Source organism: Streptomyces sp. NPDC059695 (genome assembly GCF_042733785.1).
Classification (GTDB): Bacteria; Actinomycetota; Actinomycetes; order Streptomycetales; family Streptomycetaceae; genus Streptomyces.
This window is the reverse complement of record NZ_JBHWFF010000033.1, coordinates 59,939-65,905: the sequence shown is the minus strand read 5'-3', so window position 1 is coordinate 65,905 and position 5,967 is coordinate 59,939. Positions and strand designations below refer to the sequence as shown.

The window sequence follows — 5,967 nt, the reverse complement described above, 5'->3', positions numbered from 1 at the left end:
GGGTCCGGCCCGGCGGCCGTCGTGGTCCGTGCGGCGCGGGCCGCACGGGCTCCCGCCACCGCGGCGGCCGGGCCCGTGCCCGCGTCCGCCCGGGACGGCCCCGCCCCCGGCAGCACGACGGCCCCCGGGGCCCACGAGGAGTCCGTGGGGCCCGGAGGCGAGGCCGGCCAGGGGTCGGTCAGCGGGGTGCCGCACGGCGGCCGGGGCGACGGGCGCGGCCCGTCGGCCCGGGCCGCGTCCGTGGGCTCCGGTTCCCCGGCCCACGGGTCACGCACGCCTCACCTCCGCCAGCGACCACCAGGCCGCCAGACCGAAGACGACGGACATCAGCACCGTGGAGGGCCCGCCGATGTCCGCGTAGAAGAAGTCGATGAGCTGCCAGGCCAGCAGGCCCGTCGCGACCAGCGCGCAGTCCGCGCCGAGCCGCTGCCGCCGCAGCGCGCCGACGAGCAGCGCCACCCAGCCGCCCGCCAGGGCGAGGAGCCCCACCAGGCCCTGCTCGCTCAGCACGAGCAGGTACATGTTGTGCGGGGAGAGCAGCGGCTGACGCGCAAACGCGGCGCCCGCGCCGGCCGTGTCGCTGCCCGAGGAGAGCGCGAGCGAGGCGTTCGAGTCGCGGTACCGGGGGAAGCCCTTGAGCCCGACGCCCGTGACCGGCTCCGCCCGCCACATCCGCCCGGCCGCCGCCCACAGCGTGTACCGGTCCGTCACCGACTGGTCCGGCGCCGCCGCCACCTGCGTGATGCTGGTGACCCGCTCCTTCACCATCTCCGAACCGATCCCGAGGCCCCCGACGAGGACCACCCCGAGCGCGCCCGCCACGAGCGCCACCCGCACCGCGCGCCGGACCCCGGCCAGCAGCAGCTGGAGCGCGCAGGCGAGGACGGTCGCGATCCACGCGCCCCGGCTGAACGACAGCACCAGCGGCACGAGGAGCAGCCCCGCGCAGACCACGGCGGCCGTGCGGACCCGCCCGGGACCGCTGCCGAGCGCGAGCCCGGCGGCGACGACGAGCCCGTACGCCACGACCGTCGCCATGCCCATCACGTCGGTCGCCCCGAAGGTGCCGACGGCCCGGACGTCCTCGCCCTGGTACGAGGCGCCCGTCCCGGTCAGGTACTGCGCGACGCCCACCGCGCCCTGGAGCAGCGCGAAGGCGACCAGGCCCCAGGCGACCACGGCGAAGTCCCGCCGGTCACGGATCATCAGGAGCACGGCCGCCGGCACGAGGACGAAGACCTGCACGTACCGGGCGACCCCCGGCAGGCTCGCCGCCGGGTCGTGCGAGGTGATCGCGGACAGGCAGATCCCGAGCACCGGCAGACCGAGGACGACGGCCGCCGCCCGGGTCAGCGGCCGGGCCCCGCCGCGCAGCACCCGCACCAGGCAGATCAGGACCAGGAGCCCGGAGGCCGCGTCCGCGACCGTTCCCGTGCCGCCGGTGCCGCCCTGCGCGCCGCCGCCGCCCGGGACGAGCAGCAGCGCGATCACGGCGAGCACCGGGGACAGCGCCCCGGCCCGGCGGGCCCAGTCCCGTACCCCGGCGGCGGTGCCGGGCACCGTCACCGTCACGGCCGTGGCCATCCCTCAGCTCCCCGTGGGTCGGACGAGTCCGGCCGCCGTGCGCAGCAGGATGCAGACGTCCTGCCAGAGCGACCAGTGGTCGATGTAGTGGTTGTCGAAGCGGCAGCGGTCCTCGATCGAGGTGTCACCGCGCAGCCCGTGGACCTGCGCCAGACCCGTGAGCCCCACCGGCATCCGGTGCCGGGCCGCGTATCCCGCGTGGATCTTGCTGAACTGGGCCACGAAGTAGGGACGTTCGGGCCGGGGTCCGACCAGGCTCATGTCGCCGCGCAGCACGTTCCACAGCTGCGGCAGCTCGTCCAGCGAGCTCTTCCGCAGGAAGCTCCCGGCCGCGCTCATCCGGCGGTCGCCCGCCACGTTCCAGCGGGTCGCCGACTCGGTGTCGTCGGACGGGCGCAGCGTACGGAACTTCAGCAGGGTGAAGGGGCGGCCGTGCTGCCCCACCCGCTCCTGCCGGAAGAGGACCCCGGGACCGTCCGAGAGCCGGACGGCCACCGCGCACAGCAGCAGCACCGGCAGCGCGACCGCGAGCGCGGGAGCGGCGAGCGCGATGTCCAGGGCCCGCTTCGACGCCCGTCCGGGCCGCTCGCCGAGCGGGACGACCGGCTGCCAGGCGTACCCCCACATGTGCGCGCCCATCGGCCCGTCCTGGTGCCGGCCGCCGACGCGCCAGGTGGCGCAGCCGTACTGCTGGAAGAGCGTCACCAGACCCGGGTCCTCGTCGAGGAACACGGCGTCGCGCACGGCGTTCTGGATGACGGCCCGGTGGATCTCCTCCGTCGTGGTGAGCACCGGCAGCCCGGGCTCCCCGGCCGCGCGGGGCGCGCCGCCCTGCTCGGGCACGCCCACGATCCCGACCGGCCGCACCCCGTACTCGGGGTGCTGGGCGGCCGCCGCGGCGAACCGGCGCGCGGCGCCGGGCCCGCCGATGACGAGCGCCGAGCGCGGGCGCTCCCGGGCGATCCGGCGCCGCCGCCCCAGCAGCACCGCCCGGACCAGGCAGACCAGGGCGAGGTGCGTGACGTAGGCGGCGCAGAGCCGCAGCGGCCCCATCGCCAGCGCGGGGGAGTACGCGGAGACCGCGGCCGCCGCCAGGCACCAGGCGAACCCGGCGCGGGAGCCGAGCGCGGGCAGCTCGTCGAGCGCCCGGGTGTGCGCGGGCGGCCGGTAGAGACCCGCCCGTCCGTCGAGGACGAGGACGACCGCCATGACCGGCAGTACGAACCGGAGGTCCTGGTGCGCCGCGCTCAGCACCGAAGCGGCCGCGAGGACGGCCGCGGCGTCGGCCGCCACGAGCGACGCCACGCCGGACCGTGGCCGCTCGCGGCGGTGGCGCGGCATGACGAGCCGGCCGGGCGTGCCGCGGCGCGGCGCGAGGGAGGCGAGGCCGAAGGCCTGGCCCGCCGTGGGCCAGGGGCCCGGCGAGGAGGGAACGCTGGTACTTTCCGTGGTCACTGCGCAATCGGCTCTCTGTGCTCGGCCCCCCGCGCTCCGGCCAGTTCGCGGTAGACGTCCGCGACGGCCGCGCCGGTGCGCCGGACATCGAATCTGCTGAGGACGTGCTCGTGGGCCTCGCGGCCCAGGCGGTGCCGCAGCTCCGGCCTGCCGAGGAGGCGGCCCAGAGCGGTGGCGAGCGCGGCCGGGTCACCGGACGGGACCAGGCACAGGGGTTCATGGGCGGGCGGCAGGCTCTCGCGCGCTCCGTCCACGTCGCTGACGACGACGGGACGGCCGGCGGCCATGGCCTCCAGGGGTGCGAGCGCCATGCCCTCCCAGCGGGACGGCAGGACGACCACGTCGGCGGCCCGGTACCAGGGCACGGTGTCGTCGACGGCCCCGGTGAACCGCACCGAGGGGCCGGCGGCGGACCGCAGCGCCCGCTCGTCGGGGCCGTCGCCGACCAGGACGAGCCGGGCCGTGGGCACCTCGGCGAGGACGGCGGGCCAGGCGGCGAGCAGGACGTCCTGCCCCTTCTGGCGGCAGAGTCGGCCGACGCAGACGACGGTGGGCGCGGGGTTGTCCGGCGGTCCGCCGGTCGCGAACCGGGCCGTGTCGACGCCGTTGTGGACGACGGACCAGGCCGCCGCGACCCCGGCCTCCTCGCCGGTGCGCCGCTCGGCCTCGCTCACGCAGAGGATCCGGGCCGTCCAGCGGGCGGCGAAGCGCTCCCAGCGCCGGGCGACCGCGGCGGTCCTGCCCTCGACGGCCTCGAAGGACCAGGCGTGCGGCTGGTAGACGGTCGGGATCCGTCCCCGTACGGCGAGCCGGGCGCACAGACCGGCCTTGGCGCTGTGCGCGTGGACGAGTCCGGGCCGGACCGTGCGGACCAGCCGGGCCAGTTCGCGTGTCTCGCGGAGGACGGAGGGGCCGGGGTCGCGCCCGGCCCGCCAGTCGTGGGTCTCGGCGCCCTCGGCGCGGACGGCGGCGGACAGCGCGGTGCCGGGCGGGCAGGCGACCGCGACGCGCAGGCCGGCGGCGCGCTGGAGGCGGACCAGGTCGACGACGACACGGGCGACCCCGCCGTCGCCGGGCTGGACCGCGTGCAGGACGGTGACGGACCCGGGGTCCGTGTCGAGTGGTGACAGCACGTCAGCGCCGGACGTCGGCCTGGAGGAAGACCGCGCCGAGCCAGACGGTGTCCTTCCGGCTGCCGACCCGGACGTGCACCCGGTCGCCGCCCGAACGCAGCGCCCCCCGCAGGTCGAACACGTCGGAGTCGTATCCGAGGGTGTTCGTACGATCGGGAAGTCGTACGGTCCCACGGGTGCCGAATTCGGTGATGCTGGAGTTCAGCACGTCGTCCGCGGAATTGGCGGAATCGGAGAGACGGGTGCTCTTCGAACGGCTCGTCTCGACCGTGAGGTAATCCCCGGAAGTGCCGCGGTCACCGTCATAGGCGATCAGTCCCAGGCGTCCGGAGACGCCCTTGGGGAATCGGTTTCCGTCGAGCGGGACGCGCACCTCGCCGGCGCGCGGGCCGACCGTTTCGAAACCGTCCCAGACGCTGATCCTGCGCAGCGGTTCCGAGGCCTTCTCGTACGCGGCGACGAGCGTCCAGCCGCCCCATCCGCCCACCGCGGAACGGCCCATGGCCACGTTGACCTGGGCGACCGTCCACTGCCCCGGCCCCGACCGGCGGACCAGATCGGTGACGTCGGCGGAGGCCTGGAACGCGTCGGCGCCGTCGGCCGTGCGGTGGCCGATCACGGAGTCCGCGAACAGCGCCTTGTACTGTCCGCCCGGCTCGGCGATCAGGACGCGCCCGTCGTCCTTCGGCGGCTTCTGCTCGCCCACCCGCAGGTTCCCGCCCCAGTAGAGGCGGGCCCAGGTGACCCGGGCGCCCTCGGGCACCGCGAGCGCGGCCCGGCTGGAGTTGTACGTGTGGGGGTCGGAGTCCACGTCGACGTAGCCGATCCCGGCGCCGTCGTTGACCGACTCGGTGCCCTCCGTGCCCTGCGCCGAGGTGTTGGCGGCCCGCACGATCCCCCCGTGCTGCACGGCCTGGTGGCGGGCGGCGAAGGGGACGCGGGGCGCCTCGCGGGGTGGGGGTGCGGCTGCGGAGGCGCCGGGGAGCGCGGCGGACAGGGCCGCACACGACACGGCGCACCACACGCTGCGACGCACAGCAAGAAGCGCTGAATTCCGCATACAGGTTCTCCGCTTTGCTGAGAGAAGGGAGGGAAGACCCGAGGAGGCCGGGGGAGAAGAAGGTGTCGTCCGCACGAAATGGGTGAACGCGCGGCGGGCCCGGAAGCAACGTTCGGGAACGTTATAACCCCGATGCGGGGCGATAGTAAGCATTAGATGCCCGGAAACGCTAACTCCCGTATCGGTGCGGCCGGTTCCTCGTTGTGCGTGTTGCGCCATTCCACGCCCAGTCCCTCCAATGGCCCTCCTATGGCCCAAAGATCGGTTGAACGTCACCCGTTCGGGAGAGCAACCGATGAAATCCGGCCGCGTTGTTGAGGGAGTCGGGCCGAAGCGCCCGCGCAGTCCGAGTTGGATGAATTCGATCGAGGAGCACCTCCCCATGTCCCGTATCGCCAAGGCCGTTGTCCTGACCGTGGGTGCCGCCGCTGCCGTCGCCGGTGCCGCCGGCGCCGCCGCCGCCGACGCCGGCGCCGAGGCTGCGGCCGTGAAGTCCCCCGGTGTCGCCTCCGGCAACGTCGTCCAGGTCCCGGTCCACATCCCGGTCAACCTCTGCGGCAACACCGTCAGCGTCATCGGCGCGCTGAACCCGACCTTCGGCAACACCTGCGTCAACGCCTGATCACGCACGCCTGATCAGTCCTTCCGAAGCCGGTGCGCCCACCCCTCCCGGGGTGGGGGCCCCCGGCGTTCCCGTGGACGCTCGGGTGGGGGACTCGGTCGGGCGGCCACTGC

5 protein-coding genes and 1 pseudogene are annotated in these 5,967 nt (G+C 75.2%); 1 reads left to right on the top strand and 5 read right to left on the bottom strand.

Features of this window, described 5'->3' with window-relative positions:
• From ACFV2S_RS31040 to ACFV2S_RS31020, 5 genes and pseudogenes are all read right to left on the bottom strand, one after another.
• A pseudogene (locus ACFV2S_RS31040) lies at nt 1-275 on the bottom strand (ABC transporter ATP-binding protein); the annotation flags it as partial.
• Nucleotides 268-1,584, bottom strand: coding sequence for an O-antigen ligase family protein (locus ACFV2S_RS31035; RefSeq protein ID WP_385566468.1), 1,317 nt, complete (start codon nt 1,582-1,584; stop codon nt 268-270). The gene ACFV2S_RS31035 and the pseudogene ACFV2S_RS31040, both read right to left, overlap by 8 nt.
• A 3-nt stretch (nt 1,585-1,587) precedes the next feature.
• Nucleotides 1,588-3,039 (bottom strand): sugar transferase, encoded by a 1,452-nt coding sequence (locus tag ACFV2S_RS31030; RefSeq protein ID WP_385566464.1) that lies wholly within the window; start codon nt 3,037-3,039, stop codon nt 1,588-1,590.
• Nucleotides 3,036-4,172, bottom strand: coding sequence for a glycosyltransferase family 4 protein (locus tag ACFV2S_RS31025; RefSeq protein WP_385566459.1), 1,137 nt, complete (start codon nt 4,170-4,172; stop codon nt 3,036-3,038). Before ACFV2S_RS31025 ends, ACFV2S_RS31030 begins: the two co-directional genes overlap by 4 nt.
• A 1-nt stretch (nt 4,173) precedes the next feature.
• A complete protein-coding gene (locus tag ACFV2S_RS31020) occupies nt 4,174-5,232 on the bottom strand; it encodes a DUF3344 domain-containing protein (protein WP_385566456.1) in 1,059 nt (352 codons plus the stop codon).
• A 382-nt stretch (nt 5,233-5,614) separates the two neighbouring features.
• Here ACFV2S_RS31020 and ACFV2S_RS31015 point away from each other — a divergent pair, with 382 nt between their 5' ends.
• Nucleotides 5,615-5,854: a chaplin gene (locus ACFV2S_RS31015; protein WP_385566451.1), complete on the top strand. Its 240-nt coding sequence runs from the start codon at nt 5,615-5,617 to the stop codon at nt 5,852-5,854.
• Nucleotides 5,855-5,967: the final 113 nt, after the last annotated feature.

Coding starts and splice junctions, on each gene's coding strand:
- ACFV2S_RS31035 (WP_385566468.1), bottom strand. CDS start 1,584: ATGGCCACGGCCGTGACGGTGACGGTGCCCGGCACCGCCGCCGGGGTA.
- ACFV2S_RS31020 (WP_385566456.1), bottom strand. CDS start 5,232: ATGCGGAATTCAGCGCTTCTTGCTGTGCGTCGCAGCGTGTGGTGCGCC.
- ACFV2S_RS31015 (WP_385566451.1), top strand. CDS start 5,615: ATGTCCCGTATCGCCAAGGCCGTTGTCCTGACCGTGGGTGCCGCCGCT.